Source organism: [Borrelia] turdi (genome assembly GCF_030439285.2).
GTDB classification, from domain to species: Bacteria; Spirochaetota; Spirochaetia; order Borreliales; family Borreliaceae; genus Borreliella; species Borreliella turdi.
Window position 1 is genome coordinate 1 of sequence record NZ_CP124015.1, and the last position, 21,474, is coordinate 21,474.

The following is a 21,474-nucleotide window of genomic DNA, read 5'->3' on the forward strand; positions in this document are numbered from 1 at the left end:
TTTAAAATTTTTCTATTGGATAGATTCTTATACAAAGAAGGTAATATGTATAAACAGCAATATTTTATTTCTGGCAAAGTACAAGGTGTTGGTTTTAGATTTTTCACAGAGCAAATAGCAAATAATATGAGACTAAAAGGTTTTGTAAAAAATCTAAACGATGGAAGGGTAGAAATTGTAGCTTTCTTTAATACTAACGAACAAATGAAAAAATTTGAAAAATTATTGAAAAATGGAAATAAGTATTCAAATATTGAAAATATTGAAAAAAAAACTTTAGACGAAACCTATCCTTTTCAATTTAATAACTTTAAGATTTATTATTAGAATTTGCTTCTCGCTTGACAAGTACCTTAACTTTTTTAGTCCTTAGTCTAATATTGTCAACAACATTAGAATTGCTATTCTTAGAGCAAGACACAACAGCTCTAAAAAAATGTTCAACTTTAAATTTCAAAAATTCTAAAGACTTCCTATCTCTACAGAAAATATTCAAATTTCCATCAGAAAATTTAATATCAAGACCACAATTACAACCTGTTTTTAAAAATCTACATGAAATAAAACTACCATTTGAACCATTCCTATTAAAAAGAATAAAATATTTTTTGCCTCTTTTAGAATCTTTAAAATAAATTTTAAGCCAATCTCCTTCTGGCTTAACTGAAACCAACTTATCATAAAGATAAGAAATATAAATCGTCCTATTGTTATTAGATTTTAAAATTTTTTTAAAGAAATAACTAAGCCCTATTTTCATATTAATTATATAATATATTATTAATAAAATATTTCCTAATATTTTCTCTCTCTATATATATTAACAATCTTTGAAATTAAAAAAGCAAAAACTATAATTTATAATTAAAAATTATTGATAAGTATTCTGTAAGTTTTATGTAGTTATAATTGTATCCGTATGTAGCTTTAAAAGATTTGCGAATTTTAACATTCAAACCCCTAATCATTGCTAAAGTTTCTAAATTATCCTTCAACATTAAATTTTTAATTACAATCAACGTTTTAATATAATTATCATCAAGTATATGATGTTCTTTTATTAAACTTTCTAAACGATCCATTGTAAGAGTAGAATAGGTAGCCTTACGTCTAACATATGTATAAATTCTTTGATTAAGTAATTTTAATAAATTGTTGTCTGCCTCATCATCTAAATTATCCAAAACATACCGATTATAATGAAAGGCTGTTGTTATGTCGTTTGGTTCATGACCTAAAACTTTCGTTATCCAATAATTCATTTCCATATTCTTAGGAGCAAATGCAAGATAAGAAAATTTACAATAAATAGCTCTGCAAAAATAGACAGATTCTTCAGGAGCAAAAATATTATTAAAAATTTGACGAAACAATCTATTATAACTGTATGTAAGATTTGAAGAAATTAACTCTTTAGTAAGATTCTCGGTTTGCTCCATATAGCGTATTTCTTTTATAGAATTAATAATTAATTCAGGATCCGCAAAAACTGGAAAAATAACCTCATTAATCATATTATTTTCCCGCTTTTTTGCAATAAACTCCATACGAATATGATTTTTGTCTGCGATATAAAATTGAGAAAGCTTCATTACTTCAACAGGACGACGACCTATTGCCATTAAAACTCCATAAAATTTCAATCTAATATCTCGGTTTTGATTTAATAAAAGCTTAATTATTTCAATATAGGTATTTAAATTAATTTTAACAAATATCTGTTCTTTTCTATAACTATTAATTTTTTCAATTTTATATTTATGAGCATAATCATTTAGCCATTTCGGAGTCACAAATAAATCTATAAAATATTGAAAATAGGGCTTCTCATTATCAATTTGATTTAAATATATTAACTCTTTTATTTTTTCCTGATCTTTAATTCCTATATTTTTTAATTCCTTTATTTTTTTGGATTTCCAAAAAAATAAAAAAGTATTATTTTTTTTAATCTTTTCAATTACCGAAAGATTAATATATTCTTTAATTATTTTACGAGTTTTCGAAAGATTTAATATTATTGAACGATTTGTAAATTTATCTTTTCTAAAAAGAATTGCTTTGTGATTCTCTGCAAGAATTTTTATTTTTTCTTTCAATTTTAAATACGAAAGCTCATTATTGAGATATTTCTTATATAGAATTTCTAATTCTTTTCTAAATATTTCAAGATCATTTTTTATCTTCACTTTTGGAGGCATATTAATTTAATTATACCAAGTTTAAAATTTTTAGCTAAGTAGAAAATTTTGATTTTCTAAAAAACTCCTATTTATTGAGTTAATCAATACAATATTGCACCAGACTATATAAAAATCACCAAAAAGATGCTCTATTCATGCTAGCCAATCTTTTTATTGATTTAAAACATAAATCAATAAAATTTAAATTTTAAATAAATTATTTTATTACCTAAAAAAGAGCTATTTATAAATAGCTCTTTGATATTTTTATCACAATTTCTATAATAGCAATTCAAAAAAAATTTACTCTTCTTCTTCCTGTAAAAGAAGAACCTTATCATATGCTTTTATAAAGGGTAAATACATAAAGACCGAAATAATCAATGTTAATAAAACAAGAACAAAAGCTTTAATATCAAGCCCTGTAGATAAAAAAGCCGCAATAGGAGCAGGAGTTGTCCATGGAGTCAGGGTTCTGACTCTTTCAATAATTCCAAAATTAGTAAGAGTATATGCGACAATTATATTAAACATAGGAATGAGTAAAAAGGGAATCCCTAGTATAGGGTTTAAAACTATTGGTGCTCCAAACATAATGGGCTCATTGATATTAAAAAGACCAGGAGCAAATGAAAGCTTCCCTATAGCCTTTAAATGTTGAGATTTACTAAGCATCATAGCAATAGCAAGCCCTAAAGTTGCACCAGCACCACCAATATATACAAACGAATCAAGAAAACCTCCCGCTAAAATATGAGGAAGTGGAAGATTGTCAGAAAGAGCCCTAATATTAGAATCAAGATTTGAAAGAATTATGGGATTAAGCAAGGCAACAATAACATTGGTACCATGAAGACCGCAAAACCATAATATATGAACAATAAAACAAATCATCAAAGTCCCAACTAAAGTATCGCTAATTTGTAAAATAGGTCTAAACATACTCATAATTATTTCAGGGAAAAGGCTTCCTGATAAACTTTGAATAGCAATATTAACACTTTGCGCTGCAATTGAAAGTACAATCACGGGAACTAAAGCTTCAAAAGATTTTAAAACAGCAGGCGGAACAGACTCTGGAAGTTTAATTGCCATATTTCTTTGAACTAAAAATTTATAAACTTCAACAGAAAAAATAGCAGAAATAATAGCTGTAAATACTCCTTGGGCACCAAAATATCTTGCATCAATTACAGGAAACCATGTATTAGGCTGAACTCCCCATTTAGCAGCATCCCCCCCATAAGGTATCCAATCTGATTGCCCAGCTAAAATTAAAAATGTATAAAGAGATAAAAATCCTCCTGTAATCCCACTCAGTTTATAATAATTAGATAAGCTATAACCAATACCAAAAACAACAAATATGGACATAATTCCCATACTTACATAAAATGGCTGGACAAGATTTCCTTTATATTTAGCCATTAAATCAACATACCACTGTTGATTTAAGAATGTTCCAGAATCTGTAAAGGGTAAATTAACTAAAAGCAAAATAAAAGAACCAACTATCAAAAAGGGCATAGAAAAAGTAAAACCATCTCTTAAAGCAATTAAATATCTATTTGAACCAATTTTACTAGCAATAGGAACTAAATTAGTTTCGATAAAATTTTGAAAATTCATGAAAACCATCCTCCAATAAAAACTAATTAAAATTATAATTAACGACTAATAATATTAATCACTAACATAATTTAATTAATACCATTATAACAAAATCCTTATAAGATTTATTTAAAATAAAATTATTTATTTTAAATAAATCTTATAATATAATATAATATAAGATTTATTAAACATTATTAATTATCGATTAATAAATAAAGGGAGAATATTTTACATATGAATAAAAAAATATACAGCATAGAAGAATTAATAGATAAAATAAGTATGCCTGTTGTAGCCTACTCTGGCGAAGCTAAAAGCTTTCTAAGAGAAGCTTTAGAATACGCTAAAAAAAAAGACTATGAAAAAGCAGAGCTTGCTATAAAAGAAAGTAAAAACTCTATTGCAAAGGCTCATGAAACACATAGAAAAATAATACAACAATCAGCCATTAATCCAGACTCTGTTAAAACACCTTTTATTTTAATTCATGCTGAAGATCATTTAATGTCTGCAATTTCAGAATTAAGCATTTTTGAGGAATTAATTAATGTTTATAAAATAATAAATGAAATAAAAAAATAGGAGAAAATATGAACATACTACTTGTATGTGGAGCTGGAATGTCCACAAGTATGCTGGTACAAAGAATTGAAAAATATGCCAAAGCAAACAATATAAATGCAAAAATTGAAGCTATTGCTGAGACAAGACTTGGCGAAGTTGTTGACGGCTTTGATGTTGTTTTACTTGCACCACAGTCAAGATTTAATAAAACCAGACTTGAAGAAATCACAAAGCCTAAAGGAATTCCAATCGAAATAATTAACACAATCGATTATGGAACAATGAATGGAGAAAAAGTATTACAACTTGCAATTAATGCAATTAAAAACAAAAGCTCTTTTTAAAGAAGGTTAAAATGAAAGAAATTGGAATATCTATATATCCTAATGTAAGCTCTAAAAATAAAATTATTGAATATCTTGAGAAAAGCGCTCATTTTGGATTTACTCAAGTATTTACCTCTTTGCTCTATATTAACGGAAACGAATTTGACATGTTCAAAGAATTACTCAGCATTGCAAATAAGAATGGAATGAAACCTATTATTGATGTAAGTCCTAAAATTTTTAAAGAATTGGAAATCGACCTTTCAAATCTTAGGAATTGTCCAAAACTAGATTTTTTTAAAAAACTTGGTGCTTGGGCAATTAGATTAGACAATACATTTACAGGCATTGAAGAATCATTAATGACTTTTAACGATTCTGAGCTTAAGATTCAACTTAATATAAGCAATATAAATAAACATATTGATACAATAATGTATTTTAAGCCCAATATAAAAAATTTACTTGGATGTCATAATTTTTATCCCCATAAATATACAGGACTTTCAAGAACTTTCTTTAAAGAGACAACAAAAATATTTAAACATTATTCAATCCCAACAGCTGCATTTATTAGTTCTAATAGTGCAAAAGAATGTGCAAGGGGAAAAGAAACAGACGGTGTTCCCACACTAGAATCACACAGATCTAAAGATATAGAAATCCAAGCAAAAGATCTTTTCAAAGAAGGAATAGACACTGTTCTAATTTCTAATTGTTTTCCAAGTGAAACAGAATTAGAAAAAGTATCAAAGGTAAACAGAAATGTTTTAGAGCTCAAAGCAGATCTAAATCCAAAAGCAACTTCAGTAGAAAAAGAAATAATCCTTGAAAATTTACATTTTAATAGAGGAGATATTAATTCTTATAGAATTCGATCAACTATGCCAAGAGTATACTACAATAATAAAAAATTTCCTGTACATTCTCCAAACGAAATCAAAAAAGGAGACATCTTAATAGACTCTTCAGAATATTTAGGCTATGCAGGTGAACTTCAAATATCACTAAAAGATACCGAAAATAATGGCCTTATAAACGTAGTTGGGAAAATAGTCAATGACGAAATATATCTGCTTGAAAAAATAGAACCTTGGGAAAAATTCAAAATAATAGAAAATAAATAAATATTTTAATAAAAATGTTTATTGTAAAAATTTTTCAATTGCTTTAAGGACATAATAATAAATAGAAATGTAAGACTCTTTTAAATAAAAATTTTTAGAACTATCAAGAAAATATATAAATTCATTTGTAGCAGAATTAAGATCATCAATATAATTTTTAAGTTCAAATTCTCTATTAATAGCTTTTATATCATTGAAATTAAAAACAATAGTGACAACATTTTGAATATTATTATTGATATTATTTTTTAAAGCAATTTTATTATTAAAGCTACTAATAGCGTTAAATTCAGGTTCATTTAAATTTAAATTAGAAATTGTTAATTTAAATTTATGATCAAAAAAAATACCACAATCATAGGTTAATAAACTTGCTTTTTTAGAACCTAAAACCAATTTCATTACAATATTATTACTAAATCTATCTAAAATAAAAAAATAAGAATAATAACTAATATCTTTAATAGAATTAAAGTAATCCTTAGTATGAATAGCAGTTTTAAATTTGCCATTTCCTAACGATTTATATAAACCAATCTCAATTTTTATTGCTTCATCTAAAGATCTAATAAAAATTGAAGAAGCACTAATATTACATGAAAATAAAAAAAAGAAAAAAGGCAAAAAGAAAATTATTTTTTTTTTCATCTAAGATTTCTCAAGAAATATACTAATAATTAATGAAAAGCTTACATAAAAAGTATAACAAATTCTTCAATAATTAAAATCAAAAATAATATAATTATTGTACTAGAATTACATTTATATAAAATCACTTAAGGAATAAAAAAATGAAGTACCTTAAAAACATTTCCTTGCTTTTATTAATTTTGAGTTGCAAATCCATTCCAAATGGGAATTTCAACCTGCATGATACAAGCCATAAATTAGGAAAACTAAAATTTCAAGAAGACTCAATAATAAGCAGAAATTATGACAATAAAATATCTATTATGGGGGTATACAACCCTTTAACAGAAAAAGAAAATTTTAAAATTAATATTTACATCAAAAAAAAAGGATTGCAAATAAATCCTGAAAGTATTTTGATAAATGAAGAAAAAATTAATTATTTAGAATATAAAGCAGAGCTCAAGGTAAAATCCAGCTTCAATAAAAGCATTATTAGTATTTCACTAACTAATTCAAGAGATCTATTAACCTATATTTACGATAAAAGTATAGGAGAATACATTAATATTGACCTTCAGGACAATTGGAATGTATCTTATAGCACAAAATTTAATAAGGAGTATATTCTAAGATATTTAACTGATTTTGATAAAGAAACTAAAATATCTAAAAATATATTACAAAAACGTATTGATAATAGAAAAATTGAAATTGAAAAAACAGAGCTTAAAACCGAATATAATGAAACAGAAGATTATTACATATATAGTATGAAAATTCCAAAATTATTTGAAAAATCAAACACGCCCTCAGAGGCTTACGAAACATTTATTATTGCAAATTATTACCCTTGTGAAAATTTAAATATTCTCTTTTTAAATTTAAGCTTATACTCTAATCAATTGCGCTTTCTAAACTCTATTTATGATGAAAATGATAGAAAATTAAAAATTGAACCTCCCGTGAGAACTTTAAAGGATTCAAAAACAATAAAAGAAACATTAAATATAGTATTAAGTCCACAAAAAATAATCGAGCTGTCAAAAAATATTGAAAAAGATATTACTTTAAAATTAAAATCTTATGGAGAAAAGGGTGAATTTACATTTGAAATATATAAACCACTTCTTCTAAAATTCTTAAAAGAAGTGGATCATTGCATAAAAAATTTACAATCAAATAGGTAAGATTCAATAAGTTAAAATTTATGCCTACTTGATTTTAAATTTACAAATAAAACTTTACTTTTTTAAATAAGTATATTATTATTAATTGCAATGCTTAATGCAATAAAAGATCAAACGATAGGGGCTTAAAATGTGTCAATTAACAACCAATAAGATTCCTTTTAATAAAGTAGTAGACCGAAGATTAAAAATATTTTGGGTCATTCAAAAACTCAGTGCTAACTACTTCATATCAAAAAAAAAATATTCTCTACGCAATGTTGTAGTAATGACAAATTCTATATTGGAAAGAAAAGGTTTTAAAAAGGTTACTAAAAGAACAATACAAAATGACATAAAAATCTTTGAAAATTTAGGATTAATTAAAAGTCATTTCAATCCACTTGGAAAAAATAATGGCAGCTTTACTTACTATACAATAAATAAAACCCTTGAAAAATTAGCTAAAAAAATTATTAGTACAGCATATTTTATTAATAAAAAAATTAAACATGAAAAATCAAAAAACAAAGAACTAAAAAAAAATAAAATAATAGAAGCATCTCAAAAATATAAAATTTCATATCAAATAACTTCACATCTATTAAGTGATGATATAAGTAAAAATTATAAGAATTCTAGAAACTTCTTTAAAAAACAAAACATAAAAAAAACCATAGACTTCTTGGAAAAAGAAATCAAAAAAAAATTGAAAGCAATAAATCTAGAAGAAATAAAAAAAATCACAGAAAACATTATAAGTTATAAAAATTCATTATGGAACTTAAAAGATTTTATAGAAGAATTACATGAATATGAAGAAATAAAAATCATAAAATTCTTTAAAAGAACCTTAGAAAAAAAGAAAAAAAAAGTATGGTTTATGGCAAAAAAATTTAAAAATACAGATTTTAATAAATTAATAAAAGAATTTAAAAATAAAAACAAAAGGGAAAAAAATTTTGAAGAACGAAGCCAAAATTATTCATCAAACAATATAAAAAATGCTATTGTATTAATGAAAAATCTAATAAAAAGACAAAAATATGATAAAAAAAATTACAAACCAAAATCAAAGAAATATAATGAAAAATAAAGAAATAAAAAAGAACTTTTTTAAAAAAATTGAAAAATTAGAAAACAAAATTGTTTATCATACTAAAATCTTTAGTATGATAAACAATTTTGAAGCAAAACCAAAAAAAGGGAAATTTTGGTTATGTTTAAGAAATGTCTTTAACAATAAAAAATATGAAAGCTTTCATTTATTTTCAATAAAAGAAAATGATAAATTCTTAGGGATTTATTACGGGTTCATAAATCTTTCAAAACCATTTATCATAAATTATTCAGATAACGGAATAAAAAAGACCATAAGATTAAAGAAAATGTTTTATATGGAATTTAAATTCAAAAAAGGAAGTGTTTTCTGCTATTTAAGAAGTCTATATATACTTACCAAAACTAAAAATAAAAATAAAATTTTTTATAAATCTCTTTTAGAAAGGACTTTAAAAATCGAAGAGGAAATACATAAATTTTACAACAAGAAATATGAAAGTAATAAGGGAATATTACATTGGATAGAAAAAAATCAAAAATAATTACAATTGCTTCAATTAAAGGTGGAGTTGGAAAAAGTACTACATCATTGATGTTCACAAACATACTTTCAAAAAAAAATAACAAAATATTATTGATAGACTTGGATCCACAAGCAAGTAGTACAAGTTTTTATATTAATAGTATAAGAAAAAAAAATCTTAATATAAAGGATATCAATATATACAAAGTTCTTAAAAAAGAAATAGACATAGAAAATTCAATAATACAAATAAATAACAATACTGATTTTATAGCAAGTCATATAAACTTAAGCAAGTTTAATGAAGAAAGTATTTCATTAAAGGAAAATTTACTTAAAATTTTTTTAAGCTTTATTCAAAATAGGTATGACTTTATCATAATGGATACGGCACCTACATTGGGAAGCTTGCTCAATAATAGCCTTATAGTCACAGACTATTTAATTATACCTTTACCAACAGATCAATGGGCAATTGAAAGTCTAGATCTAATAACAAGTAGACTTCACGATCTTTTTAGAAAAGATTTGCCAATATTTTATTTAATAACTAAATTTATTGAAAGACAAAACATTGACAAAGAACTTAAAAAATTCATTGAATTTGAATATAAAGGAAAGTTTTTAGGAAGTGTTCCTAAAAGAGATAATTTACGTAAGGCTATTTTTTATAGAGAAGAATTTAATACTAATGAAGACTACTATAAAGCATATGAGAGCATACTTGAAACTTTTTTATGCATACTTTCAAATTAGTTCCATACGGAACTGTCAGTTCCGTATGGAACTAATTTGAAAGTATGCAATGGAGCAAAAATAAAATATGAAATTAAACAAAAAAATAGAAATTGTCAAAAGGATTGAACTCAACGGAAATGAAATTAAAAATAATAGAGAATCTAGATATTTAAAATTAAAAGAAAAACTGAAAATTTTGATAAAAGAGGAATCTTATAATAAAATTGAAACAGCACGAATTTTAAAAGAAATTAATGACAACAAATATTATGTCATAGACAAATATAAAAGCTTTAATCATTTTATAAAAGATTATAATATGGCAAAAACTACTGTCTATAGATATATAAAATTAGCAATAGGAATTGATAGTGGCAAAATTAATTATGAATTAATTTTAAAAAAAGGGATACATTATGCTATACAAATTTTAGAAAATAATGAGATTGTTGCTAATCCTAAAAGGACCTTAAAAAGGTTCCTTAAGATAAAAATTGAAGATGAAAAAAGTTTTGATTTTTATAAATCAAATACAAACTTTGTAAATTTCTTGTTAAAAGAATTATATTATGAAAATCAAAAATTACTAACAAATATTAAAAATAAATATGACAAAATAAGAAATAAAAAATAACATTTTGAATTTATTAATTAGTGTTACACACAAAAAATGTTTCAAAAATACTTTACAAAAAAATAAAATACTATATAATAATCTATATAGATTGAGATGCAATGTCTCGCTCTTGTTGTTTGATTAGAATAATAAGTTGGCTACCTTACGGTAGCCTTTGTCATTTTAAAATTATTAGAATAGGATCTATGTATCTTTTATATCAATTTTATTCTATAGTAAAATATTTATTTTAAACGGGAAATAAAAAATAAACAAAGATTATAAAAATTAATTTTTATAATCTTTGTTTTCAATTGATTCAACCATTACTAAGAAATCCAAAATTTTATATTTTTTTAAACTTAGATCTTCTAATCCAATTTTAATTTTAATTTCATCGTTCTTATAAGAAGCATCTTCTTCTTTTATCATCTTTTCTAATAAAAATTTGGACAAAACAAATGAAGAATAATTAATCCAATTGCCAAAAAAATGGTTATTATCTCTTTTATGGCTTATTTTTCCTTCAATTCTAGTTCCATCTGACAATAATAAAGGAGTGTGTTCTGTTATACTATGATTTCTAAACCTTGTATATAAAACTATTTTAGTTATTCCTGTCTTATAATTAAAAATTCCTTTAAGTTCTGCATTTTTGTTTAAATTTTGGTATATTTTAAATGTTTTTGCAAATTGATCATGTTCAACATTTAAGGAAGTGCAAGACATTAATAAAAAAAATACTAACAATTTTAAAAATTTTAATTGATCTTGGAATAATCCCATATTCCTCTCCTTTGGTAAAAAAATTATAGATTAATGAACATAATAATATATTTTTTGTCAGATCATTGCAAACAATTTTTAATAAATTAATTATTATTTTTATGAATATCTTTTTTGTTTATAAATTTTTCAAATTTGTCTTTATTTTTAAACTATTTATTGTGCAGTTAATTATGTTACACATAATTCATTTTTTAAAATATTGGTATCAAAATAATTTGATTATCTGTTAATTAAACAAAGTTATCTAAGAGATTAAACATTAATTATTATTAGTTTAGATAAATTTAACCTAATAATAATTATTATTGTACCGGATAATTTAATTAAGAATAAAGCTTTGATAGAGGTAGTATAAAGTTTAATTATTAACAAATAATTTAACTTATTTGTTAATAATCTTAGAGATCTTATTTTAAGATTTTTTGTTTAAAACTTTTATTTAGTATTTCAATAAATAAAAGGAAAAACTTTAGCTTTTAAAGCACCTTTAAAGGTGCTTTAAAAGCTAAAAATTCTTTATAAAGAATTTTTATTGTCACAAAGGAAGTGTTAAATATGAAATTTAATTTACAAGTTACAATTTAATTCAAATTTTTTAAAATTCAATATTATTTTTTTTATTAAAAAAATAATATTGAATTAGATCTATAAATAAATAGTTAAAATTTCAAAATTATTACATATACAATCATTAGCGAGAAAACAATTAAAGATCATAATCTTCTTAATATAAAATTAATTATTTTGTTTATTTTAATGATTTTTAGTTTTCATTAAAAAGATTAGTTTTTATGGATTAATATATCCTTTTTAAAAAAAGGATATATTAATGTAAAATACGAATTTTGGTTTAGAAAAATTTAACATTAAAATAATTGAATATATCCTTATAAAAAGGCGAACTGCTATTTCTAAATCAAAGATTAAAGAAATATCTTCTTGTTTCATCTAATGATAGCTTTTTGGGTACTAAAAGAATAGGCATCTACTAGAACATGGTCCACAAATTTTACTTTAGGCAGTTCCCGACTTAGTTTTTATTTATTTAAAATAAAAAGCCTTAAAATTTAAAGCCGTATTTACATATCTATCATGCAAAGTGTTAAAATTGCTATAAGTCCATCTAGTATCACTTAATTTTAGAGCTGTATTTTTAATGCGACAACCACCACCATCACATAGTTTGCTTAGTGGAAAGTGTCTATCTACTCTATGCAAATAAAATTTAGACCATTCTGATTTATATGGTAATTATCTTACAAACTTATACAATTCTAAATCATTAATACTTTTTACAAACATTCCTTTTTACATGCCTTTAAGTGATGAGTTCTCTATTACCATGTTTTTATAATTAGTTATAAAGTAATAAGACAATTTATGTAAAAAGTCTTTTCTTTTATTTGAGATTTTCTTATGTGGCTTAGCAACTCTTAATCTAGATTTAGACCTATTAATAAAACCTTTTTGCTTTTTCGATAGTTTTCTTTGATATTTCTTAAGTTTATTTTCATTTTTTAGTATCGAAGCGCTCAACTGTTACTGAGATATAATATTTATCATCGGTATTTTTTTCTACTACTACATTTTTAATAAGGCAATTATCTTTAATGCGCCTATGTAGGCATGATTATACAAATCCTATTTTAAATAGCTTTGTATAATCATTTTCTATTCTTATTGAGTTTTTTTGATTATTACTTCTAAAAGCTTGTCTATTTTTCTTACTTTTATATTTGGGAAATCCTTATATTCTATTTCTCTTTTTAATTTTTCTAAAAAATTATTATACACAGAGCTTAAGTAAAATTGGGTATTACAAAGAGCTAAACTATTAACTTCCTTGAAAAAGGGAAATTCTTCTTTATGTTTACTTGGATAGGTAATAAGACTTTATTTATTTATCATAATAATCTTTTTGATCACTTAACATTTTGTTATATAAAAATCTTACACATCTAAATACTTTTAAAAAATATTTTTTTTGATTGGTGTTAGGATATATTCTATGCTTATAAGCTTTATTAGTACCCATATATTCTATTATTTTATATTTATCGTATATGTCACATAAGCCAACTTTTAATAATCACTGTGCATATTCTATTAATTATTATCTAGCATTAATTACTAAATATAGACAGACATAAATGCATAAATACTAAGCTTTTATTTTCTCTTTACCAAATAATAATTAACTTATGTTATTTGTGGGGAATAACCCTTAATGAATTCAAGCATGATAAAGATCATATTCATTTATTATTAGAATTTATCCCCAATATTCAACCCTCTAAATTCATCAATAATCTAAAAACAGTATTTTCAAGGCTCATAAGAAAAAATATTCTGCCTATTTACATAAATACTACTGGGACCCTTATTTTTGGTTTAAAAATTATTGCCTTATCTCTACTGGAGAAGCTTTTATTGATATCATCAAAAAGTATATTAAAAATCAAAATAAATTTATTTATTAGCAAATTTATCGCCACCTAAATTTCATAGAAATTACAGTTGGAGAATTCTTTGTTATTTTTAGTTAAAAATTTAAAGATAATAGGTATTCTATTTAATTAAGAATCAATATAAATGTTTTATTTTGAGAGTAGTTTAAACGTTTTTAATAATTTCAGCGTGAAACTATATTTCATATATAATAAAAATATAAGCAAAATTTTAATTTATAAAAACTTGTAAGGATGATTGATATGAAAATGTTGATAAAAAAGTTAAAAGCCGTGTTATTTTTCAATGCAATTTTATTTATTTCTTGTGTTAGTGAAAATGATGGGCGCAAATTAGTGTTTAAGCTAAATATTGGAAGTGAACCTGCTACTTTAGATGCTCAATTGATAAACGATTCGGTTGGATCAAAGATTGTAAGCCAAATGTTTCTTGGAATTTTAGTTGGAGATCCTAAAACTGGAGGATACAGGCCAGGACTTGCTAAAAGCTGGGACATTTCTGATGAAGGAATGGTTTATACCTTTCATTTAAGGGATAATCTTGTTTGGAGCGATGGTGTTGCCATTACTGCTGAAGGTATAAGAAAATCTTATCTTAGAATTTTAGACAAAGAGACCGATTCATCTACTGTTAATATTATTAAGTCCGCTATAAAAAATGCAGAAGAGTATTTTGACGGGAAGATTAGTGAGTCTGATCTTGGAATTAAAGCTCTTGATGAGAAAACTTTAGAAATAACGCTCAAATCCCCAAAGCCATATTTTCTTGATATGTTAGCACATCAAACATTTATTCCTGTACCAGTGCATGTTATTGAAAAATATGGAGAAAGATGGACTAATCCTGAAAATATGGTTGTTAGCGGTCCTTTTAAATTAAAATCTAGAGTTATAAATGAAAAGGTTGTTCTTGAAAAGAACAATAAATATTACAAATCTAAAGATGTTGCTCTTGACAATATTATATTTTTTATCACAGATAATAGCATTACGGCTTATAATATGTATTTAAATGATGAGCTAGATGCAATTTTTAACAATGTTCCACCAGATTTACTTAAAGATCTTAAGCTTAGAGATGATTATTATTCAATAGGGACTAATTCAACCTATTTTTATTCTTTGAATACCAAAGTAAAACCTCTTGACAATGTTAACGTTAGAAAGGCGCTATCTCTTGCTATTGATAGAAAAACTTTAACAGGAAGTGTTCTTAATGATAGCTCTATTCCTACAAGAAGAGCAACTCCAGATTATATTGATTATTCTTACAAAAGCAATTTAAGCTTATTTGATGCTAAAATGGCAAAAAAGCTTTTGGTAGATGCAGGATATCCTAATGGTAAAAATTTTCCTTTATTGAAAGTAAAGTATAATGTAAATGATAGTCAGAGAAAAATTGCTGAATTTATTCAAAATCAGTGGAAGAAAAATTTAAATATTGATGTCCAGCTTGAGAATGAAGAATGGTCAACATATATAAATAGTAGGGTAAATGGTAATTATGAAATAATAAGAGCAGGATGGTCAGGAGATTATGCTGATCCTATGACATTTTTAAGTATCTTTAAAACCGAAAACACAGCTTTTTCATCTTACGGATATTCAAATTCTGAATATGATAAACTTTTAATAAAATCAGATCATGAAAGAGATATTTTTGAAAGACAAAAAATTCTAAAGAAAGCAGAGACAATAATAATTGAAAGAGATTTTCCAGCCATATTTATTAATATAACTTCTTCTAGTTATCTTTTTAGAAACGATAAGTGGAAAGGTTGGGAGCCAAATATTTCAGAAAGATTTGATTTATCTGAAATAAAGCCAATTAAATAATTTATATTGTATTTTATTTTTTTTGAAAATAAATCTTTAATTTTAACTATTTTATAGTTAAAGTTTTTTAGGTGGCTATAAACAAAAATAAGAAATGAATCTTTAAAAGAAGAGTTCATTTCTTATTAATTTAATTAATTTAGAATTATTATTTTTCAATAGAATAAATGCTGAGTGCATTAATGCTAGAAAAAGTATTGCAAAAATAGATGTCATTATTATGTTTTTCATTATTCCTCTCCTACCAAGATTATTGTTTCTTTAAACAATAATGCAATCTTTTAATATTTTAAAGAGGATAGTTATTTTATTTGATAAATATTTTTGCATCTTTATGGGATTTTAAAGACATCGTGAGGATGGGATTCTTTTAATGAAGAATGGCTTATTTTTACAAACTTAGAATTGATTTTTAAATCAGATATTGTGATTGCTCCTAAATAGCCCATTCCAGACATTAATCCACCTTTTAGTTGAGTCAAAATATCTTTTAATTTTCCAGAATACGGTACCATGCCCTCAATTCCTTCGGGGACCAATTTTTTAGGCTCGTTGTTCTCGAGTTGAAAATATCTTGATTTAGAGCCTCTTTCCATAGCAGAAATAGACCCCATTCCGACGTAGGCTTTGAATTTTTTTCCGTTGTAAATTATTTCTTCTGAAGGAGATTCTTTTGCCCCCGCAAAGAGATTACCTATCATTACGCTATCAGCTCCTGCTGCGATGGCTTTAACCACATCTCCTGAAAACCTGATTCCACCATCTGCTATAATGCAAATATTTGTGTTTTTGCAAGCTTCATAAACATCGCAGATTGCTGTTATTTGGGGAACACCAACCCCCGCAACTATTCTTGTTGTGCATATACTACCTGGACCTATCCCTACTTTTAAACAGTCTGCTCCTGCATTTATTAAATCTAATGCAGCTTCTTTAGTTACTATGTTGCCAGCAATAAGGTCTAAGCCCGGGTATTTGTTTTTAATTGTTTTGACAAGCTCTATTATTCTTGTAGAATGCCCATGAGCAGAGTCTATGACAAGTAGATCCACATGTGCTTTTACAAGCTCTTCAACTCGTTCTATTGTATCAATATCAATGGAAACAGCAGCGCCTACTCTTAGCCCACTATTTAAATCTTTGCAAGCATTAGGGAAATCTTCTTTATGTTCTGCATTTTTATATATTTTGAGTTCTTCTAGATTTTGTTTTGCTACAAGTATTTTAGTTGTTTGTTCATTTGTATTCTTATTAGTGTTAATGGCTTTTTGGATTTTGTATGTTTTTACTTTTTCTATTTCTTTTTTTTGAGCTTCTATTGACATATTTTTATGTATAATTCCTATTCCTCCTTCTTTGGCAATAGCTATTGCCATTTGGCTTTCTGTAACAGTGTCCATGGCCGAACTTAAAAAAGGAATATTTAAGGATATGTTTTTTGTCAATTGTGTTTTTAAACTAACCTCGCTAGGTAGTACAGAGGATTTTCTTGGAATTAAAGATACATCATCAAAGGTTAAAGCTTCTTTTATTATCTTGTTTGTCATAAAAGGTTCCTTTTTATTTTTTTATTATTCCCATTCTATGGTTGCTGGAGGCTTAGAAGATATATCATAACAAACTCTATTTATACCCCTAACTTCATTAATTATTCTTGAAGAAACTTTTTTTAAAAAATTATAAGGAAGTTCAGCCCATTCTGCAGTCATGAAGTCTTGAGTATTTACACATCTAATGACAGCTGTATATTCGTATGTTCTTTGATCTCCCATTACGCCTACAGATTTGACAGGCAGCAATACAATAAATGCTTGTCTTATTTCAAAATATAAATCATTTGCAAAAAGCTCTTCTGTGAGAATATTGTCTGCTTCTTGTAAGATATTTATCTTTTCTTGCGTTACTTCTCCAATTATTCTTATGGCTAGTCCTGGGCCTGGAAATGGGTGTCTGTAAAGAGTTTCTTTTTTAACCCCCAAACTTATTCCGATTTGAATTATTTCATCTTTAAATAATTCATTCAAAGGTTCTAAAAGTTTTAAACGCATCTTATCTGGAAGGCCCCCTACGTTGTGATGAGATTTAATTTTTGAAGAAGCGTTATTTTTTGATTTAGATTCAATTACATCAGAATAAATTGTTCCTTGAGCCAAATATTCTATATTTTGATCTTCTATAGTAATTTTTTCAAAAACATTTACAAACTCTTTTCCTATTATTTTTCTTTTTTCTTCAGGGTCACTTATATTTTTCAAATGATTCAAGAATTTTTCAGAAGCATCAATGTATTTTAGATTTAAATCATATTGATGCTTTAAGTCTAAAATTTTTTTATCTTCATTTTTGCGCAACAAACCAGTGTTTACAAAAACGCAGCTTAAATTTTCTTTTATTGCTTTTTTTATAAGTAATGCACAAACTAAAGAATCTGTACCACCAGAAAATCCCAAAATAACCTTTTTACTGCCTACTTTAAGTTTAACTTTTTCCACAATGGTTTCTATACTGCTTTCTAATGACCAATTAGTTTGTGCTTTGCAAATTTTAAAAACAAAATTTTTAAGTATTTGATCACCAAATTCAGAATGAGTTACTTCTGGATGGAATTGTAGACCATAAATTTTTTGAGCTTCATTTGATATAGAAGCAATACAACTTTTTGTAAAAGCCAACTGTTTGAAATTGTTGGGGAGTTTTTCAATACTATCTCCGTGACTCATAATAATTTGAAATTTGTTTGGAAGTTCTGAAAATAAAAGAGATTTTTCATTTTTTAAAAAGAGCTCAGAGCTTCCATATTCTTGTTTAAAGTCTTTGGATACTAGGCCCCCAAATAATTTAACAATTAATTGCATTCCATAACATATGCCTAAAACAGGTATTTTTAAATTAAAAATTTCCATGTCCAAGGTAGGGGCATCTTTTAAGTAAACAGAGGCAGGACCTCCACTTAATATGATTCCTGCGATGTTCATATTTTTAATTTCTTCTACAGGAGTAAAGTAAGGTATTAGTTTTGTATAAACGCCAATCTCTCTAATTCTTCTTGCAATTAGTTGACTATATTGGGATCCAAAATCTAATACAAGTATTGCATGAACATTCATTATAAAAGTCCTTAAATGCTAAATAAATAAAGCATATTTAATTTAATTTTAGCATATTAAGCTTTGTTTCTGTCAATATTACAACCAAATCTTCTTAAATTGAGTGTAATATTTTAAATAATTTTTCAAATTTACTTATTGAAAAATTATTTAAAATATTACAATTTGAAAAATTATTTTTTTATATAAAAAATTGAAAAGAAAAATTGTTGGACTAATAATTTATAAAAAGGAGGCACAAATTAATGAAAAAGAATACATTAAGTGCGATATTAATGACTTTATTTTTATTTATATCTTGTAATAATTCAGGGGGGGATTCTGTATCTACCAATTCTGTTGATGAATCTGTTAAGGGGCCTAATCTTATAGAAGTAAGCAAAAAAATTACAGATTCTGGTGCATTTGTACTGGCCGTGAAAGAAGTTGAGACCTTGATTTCATCTATAGATGAAATTGCTAATAAAGCTATTGGTAAAAAAATAGATAACAATAATAGCTTGATTAATGAAGCGGATAGAAACGGATCATTGTTAGCAGGAGCTTATGCAATATCAACTCTAATAACAAAAAAATTAGATGGCTTGATCAAAGATTCAGGGGAATTAAAATCAGAAGTTGAAAAGGCTAAGGAATGTTCTGAAAAATTTACTAAAAAACTAAAAGAGAATTATACAGACCTTGGTAAGTATGATGCTACTGATGATAATGCAAAAAAAGCTATTTTAAAAACACATTCTGCTAAGGATAAGGGCGCTGCTCAACTTGAAGAGTTATTTAAATCAGTGGAAAGTTTGTCAAAAGCAGCTCAAGAAGCACTAACTAATTCAGTTGGAGAGCTTACAAATCCTGTTGTGTCAGAAAGTCCGAAAAAACCTTAATTAAGATCAATATTAATATTATAGGATTAACTTGTTTTAAAAAAGTAACTGGAAAAAATAAAGTCAATATAGAGCCAAGAGATCTTTCTTGGCTTTTTATTTTTTAATTTTTTGAAAAAATTTTTTAAAATTCATTTTAAAAAAGGATTAAATGATTTTAACTTTAAGTTCTTTAAAAGAAAGCTTATTTCAAAAGCTGGTAATAAATTGAAATTAAGTAGTCTAAATATAAAAAATTGGAGGATGGCAGTTTGATTTATAAATTACAAATTTTGATTTTTTAAAGGCTTAAAAAGTTTTGCTAGGGCTTTAAAGATAATAAAGTAGTTTCTTAAGGTTTATCTTGTGAGGATGGATTTTATAAAGTTAACAATAAGCGGAATATTTTGACGATAATTTTTTTTTATGATTTGAAATTTATTTTATTTCAAATTACAAATTTTTAAATTTTTTTTATAAATAGCAAATCAATTAATAACCATAAATAAATTTAGTAATAAAAATTATACACAGCATTATCATTATTGGAGAGATTTTATTTTTTTTATTTTCTAGCAAATTAAGTATTATATTTATTAAAACATAAAATATTATTCCAATGCTTATTCCTGAAGAGATATTATATGTCAAGGGAATTAAAAAAAGTATTAAAAAACTAGAAATATTTTCTCTTATATTAGAAAAATTAATTTTTATTATTTCTTTGCACATTGAAAATCCCACATATATTAGTGCTGCAGCAGTTGCACTAGCAGGAACGGCAATAAATAATGGCGAAAGGAATATTGCAATAAAAAACATTACCCCTGTTACTATTGTTGTAAGTCCAGTTTTGCCACCTTCTTCTATTCCTGTGCAACTTTCAATGTATGCTGTTACAGTCGAAACTCCCATTATTGCTCCAACAGTAGTAGCAATGGCATCAATTAAAAATATTTTGCCGACATTAGGAATTTTTCCATTTTTATCCAACATATTACCTTTTGCTGCTACTGCTATTAAAGTACCCAAAGTGTCAAATAAATCGTTAAACAGTAATATCAATACAATTGTAATAAAGCTCCAAAAATGTTTACTTAATATGTAGGAAAAATCCAACTGATTAAATATTGGCTTAATAGATTCAAACCTTAAAATTCCGTCTGGGAAACGTATTCCAGCAGCAACTGCGTTTTCTGGATTAAAGATTGCATATATCCAAGCTATAGCGGTAACTGAACAAATTGTCCAAAGTATACTTCCTCTAATATTTAATTGTTCAAAAATTACAATAAAAAATAATCCTAAAAATGTAAATAAAACTTTCAAGTCAATGAATGTTCCTATTCCAACCAATGTGGCATCATTTTTAATGATGATTCCCCCATTGACAAACCCAATAAAAGCAATAAAAAGACCTATTCCAACTGTAATAGAGTATTTTAAATTTACCGGGATGGAATTTGCAATACTTTCTCGAGCCCTTGATAGAGATAATACAATAAAAATCAATCCTTCAACAAAAACAGCAGCTAATGCAACTTGCCAAGGAATATTCATTCCAATTACTACAGAAAATGCGAAAAATGCATTAAGACCCATGCCTGGTGCTAGTGCAATAGGCGTATTAGTATAAAGTCCCATTAATATACTAGAAAATGCTGATGTTAAACAAGTTGCAGTAACTAATGCCCCAATTGGCATACCTGTGCTAGATAATATTGCTGGATTAACAGCTATTATGTATGCCATACTCAAAAAGGTGGTAATACCGGCAATAATTTCTTTTTTATAATCGATGGTGTTATTTTTAAATTGAAATAATAATGTTTCTTTGGATTGATTCATTACAATTCCTCCTC

20 protein-coding genes and 2 pseudogenes are annotated in these 21,474 nt (G+C 25.5%); 12 read left to right on the top strand and 10 right to left on the bottom strand.

Features of this window, described 5'->3' with window-relative positions:
- Positions 1-45 precede the first annotated feature (45 nt).
- Positions 46-327, top strand: a complete 282-nt coding sequence (locus QIA31_RS00005) for an acylphosphatase (protein WP_301393516.1) — start codon at positions 46-48, stop codon at positions 325-327.
- On the opposite strand, the gene QIA31_RS00010 is transcribed toward QIA31_RS00005, so the two are convergent.
- From QIA31_RS00010 to celB, 3 genes are all read right to left on the bottom strand, one after another.
- Positions 311-760 (bottom strand): hypothetical protein, encoded by a 450-nt coding sequence (locus QIA31_RS00010; RefSeq protein WP_301393517.1) that lies wholly within the window; start codon positions 758-760, stop codon positions 311-313. The genes QIA31_RS00005 and QIA31_RS00010 overlap by 17 nt on opposite strands.
- Positions 761-851: 91 nt before the next feature.
- Positions 852-2,201 (bottom strand): telomere resolvase ResT, encoded by a 1,350-nt coding sequence (gene resT, locus QIA31_RS00015; RefSeq protein WP_301393518.1) that lies wholly within the window; start codon positions 2,199-2,201, stop codon positions 852-854.
- Positions 2,202-2,486: 285 nt separating this feature from the next.
- The gene (gene celB / locus QIA31_RS00020) at positions 2,487-3,812 is read right to left on the bottom strand and encodes a PTS cellobiose transporter subunit IIC (protein ID WP_301393520.1); all 1,326 of its coding nucleotides are present in this window, start codon (positions 3,810-3,812) and stop codon (positions 2,487-2,489) included.
- 219 nt (positions 3,813-4,031) lie between these two features.
- On the opposite strand from celB, the gene QIA31_RS00025 reads away from it, so the two are divergent.
- Genes QIA31_RS00025 through QIA31_RS00035 form a run of 3 tightly spaced genes read left to right on the top strand, consistent with a single transcriptional unit; the run spans position 4,032 to position 5,814 of the window.
- Entirely contained in the window at positions 4,032-4,379 is a 348-nt protein-coding gene (locus tag QIA31_RS00025; RefSeq protein WP_301385196.1) for a PTS sugar transporter subunit IIA, read from the top strand.
- A gap of 8 nt (positions 4,380-4,387) precedes the next feature.
- Complete coding sequence (locus QIA31_RS00030) at positions 4,388-4,705, top strand: PTS sugar transporter subunit IIB (RefSeq protein ID WP_151060812.1); 318 nt, start codon at positions 4,388-4,390, stop codon at positions 4,703-4,705.
- A gap of 11 nt (positions 4,706-4,716) precedes the next feature.
- A complete protein-coding gene (locus QIA31_RS00035; protein WP_301393523.1) occupies positions 4,717-5,814 on the top strand; it encodes a DUF871 domain-containing protein in 1,098 nt (365 codons plus the stop codon).
- An 18-nt stretch (positions 5,815-5,832) separates the two neighbouring features.
- On the opposite strand, the gene QIA31_RS00040 is transcribed toward QIA31_RS00035, so the two are convergent.
- Entirely contained in the window at positions 5,833-6,462 is a 630-nt protein-coding gene (locus tag QIA31_RS00040) for a hypothetical protein (protein WP_301385198.1), read from the bottom strand.
- A gap of 143 nt (positions 6,463-6,605) precedes the next feature.
- Here QIA31_RS00040 and QIA31_RS00045 point away from each other — a divergent pair, with 143 nt between their 5' ends.
- From QIA31_RS00045 to QIA31_RS00065, 5 genes are all read left to right on the top strand, one after another.
- Entirely contained in the window at positions 6,606-7,634 is a 1,029-nt protein-coding gene (locus QIA31_RS00045; RefSeq protein WP_301393525.1) for a hypothetical protein, read from the top strand.
- A 130-nt stretch (positions 7,635-7,764) separates the two neighbouring features.
- The gene (locus tag QIA31_RS00050; protein WP_301393527.1) at positions 7,765-8,709 is read left to right on the top strand and encodes a plasmid maintenance protein; all 945 of its coding nucleotides are present in this window, start codon (positions 7,765-7,767) and stop codon (positions 8,707-8,709) included.
- Positions 8,699-9,217: a DUF226 domain-containing protein gene (locus tag QIA31_RS00055; protein WP_301393529.1), complete on the top strand. Its 519-nt coding sequence runs from the start codon at positions 8,699-8,701 to the stop codon at positions 9,215-9,217. The genes QIA31_RS00050 and QIA31_RS00055 overlap by 11 nt, the downstream gene beginning before the upstream one ends.
- Positions 9,193-9,954 (top strand): ParA family protein, encoded by a 762-nt coding sequence (locus QIA31_RS00060; RefSeq protein WP_301393531.1) that lies wholly within the window; start codon positions 9,193-9,195, stop codon positions 9,952-9,954. Before QIA31_RS00055 ends, QIA31_RS00060 begins: the two co-directional genes overlap by 25 nt.
- Positions 9,955-10,021: 67 nt before the next feature.
- Positions 10,022-10,570 carry a chromosome replication/partitioning protein gene (locus QIA31_RS00065; RefSeq protein WP_301393534.1) on the top strand — a complete coding sequence of 183 codons (549 nt, stop codon included), beginning with the start codon at positions 10,022-10,024 and terminating at the stop codon, positions 10,568-10,570.
- Positions 10,571-10,840: 270 nt separating this feature from the next.
- Here the strand turns inward: QIA31_RS00065 and QIA31_RS00070 are convergent, their stop codons facing one another.
- Positions 10,841-11,338, bottom strand: a complete 498-nt coding sequence (locus QIA31_RS00070; protein ID WP_301393537.1) for an oligopeptide permease-like protein — start codon at positions 11,336-11,338, stop codon at positions 10,841-10,843.
- 1,044 nt (positions 11,339-12,382) lie between these two features.
- Positions 12,383-13,376, bottom strand: a pseudogene (locus QIA31_RS00075) (RNA-guided endonuclease InsQ/TnpB family protein).
- 158 nt (positions 13,377-13,534) lie between these two features.
- Here QIA31_RS00075 and tnpA point away from each other — a divergent pair.
- Positions 13,535-13,821 (top strand): annotated as a pseudogene (gene tnpA / locus QIA31_RS00080) (IS200/IS605 family transposase).
- 231 nt (positions 13,822-14,052) lie between these two features.
- A complete protein-coding gene (locus tag QIA31_RS00085) occupies positions 14,053-15,645 on the top strand; it encodes a peptide ABC transporter substrate-binding protein (RefSeq protein WP_301393546.1) in 1,593 nt (530 codons plus the stop codon).
- 102 nt (positions 15,646-15,747) lie between these two features.
- On the opposite strand, the gene QIA31_RS00090 is transcribed toward QIA31_RS00085, so the two are convergent.
- The 3 genes from QIA31_RS00090 to guaA all read right to left on the bottom strand — a co-directional run bounded on the left by QIA31_RS00090 (position 15,748) and on the right by guaA (position 18,752).
- Positions 15,748-15,876: a hypothetical protein gene (locus QIA31_RS00090; RefSeq protein WP_301385181.1), complete on the bottom strand. Its 129-nt coding sequence runs from the start codon at positions 15,874-15,876 to the stop codon at positions 15,748-15,750.
- Between the two features lie 101 nt (positions 15,877-15,977).
- Complete coding sequence (gene guaB, locus QIA31_RS00095; protein WP_301385182.1) at positions 15,978-17,192, bottom strand: inosine-5'-monophosphate dehydrogenase; 1,215 nt, start codon at positions 17,190-17,192, stop codon at positions 15,978-15,980.
- A gap of 24 nt (positions 17,193-17,216) precedes the next feature.
- The gene (gene guaA, locus QIA31_RS00100) at positions 17,217-18,752 is read right to left on the bottom strand and encodes a glutamine-hydrolyzing GMP synthase (protein WP_301393496.1); all 1,536 of its coding nucleotides are present in this window, start codon (positions 18,750-18,752) and stop codon (positions 17,217-17,219) included.
- A gap of 245 nt (positions 18,753-18,997) precedes the next feature.
- Between guaA and ospC the strand changes: the two genes are divergently transcribed.
- Positions 18,998-19,633, top strand: coding sequence for an outer surface protein OspC (gene ospC, locus QIA31_RS00105; RefSeq protein ID WP_301393498.1), 636 nt, complete (start codon positions 18,998-19,000; stop codon positions 19,631-19,633).
- 471 nt (positions 19,634-20,104) lie between these two features.
- On the opposite strand, the gene QIA31_RS00110 is transcribed toward ospC, so the two are convergent.
- Positions 20,105-21,460: an NCS2 family permease gene (locus QIA31_RS00110; protein WP_301393500.1), complete on the bottom strand. Its 1,356-nt coding sequence runs from the start codon at positions 21,458-21,460 to the stop codon at positions 20,105-20,107.
- Positions 21,461-21,474: the final 14 nt, after the last annotated feature.